Raw genomic sequence first — 417 nt, forward strand, 5'->3', positions numbered from 1 at the left:
ATGGCGTCCCCTAGGGGATTCGAACCCCTGTTACCGCCGTGAAAGGGCGGTGTCCTAGGCCTCTAGACGAAGGGGACAGAAATTTCGCTTTGCGAAGCGCAGCTTCGCTAAATTTCTGTAAGGCGATTCACGATTTATCGTGAGAGCGACCTTATCCTAGGTTCGGAAGCAAGCTTCCGAGATTTTTAGCAAGGCGAATCGAGCCCGCGAGATGAGCGACCTTATTCTTCTTACTGAACTTTCAAGTCCTGGAGACAATTAAATGTAACTCACTGATGCGAACTACAACCACTCCGGCCTATCTCACAGTTTTAATCGACCGTGACGCGATATAAATGGCGTCCCCTAGGGGATTCGAACCCCTGTTACCGCCGTGAAAGGGCGGTGTCCTAGGCCTCTAGACGAAGGGGACTGAAA

General features: G+C 51.3%; 2 tRNA genes. Both read right to left on the reverse strand.

Annotated elements, in window-relative coordinates:
• Position 1: 1 nt before the first annotated feature.
• A tRNA-Glu gene (locus tag ACXAGX_RS20550) sits at positions 2–77 on the reverse strand.
• 259 nt (positions 78–336) lie between these two features.
• Positions 337–412, reverse strand: a tRNA-Glu gene (locus tag ACXAGX_RS20555).
• Between the last annotated feature and the right edge of the window lie 5 nt (positions 413–417).

The organism is Alteromonas sp. ABV4_515 (genome assembly GCF_056160345.1).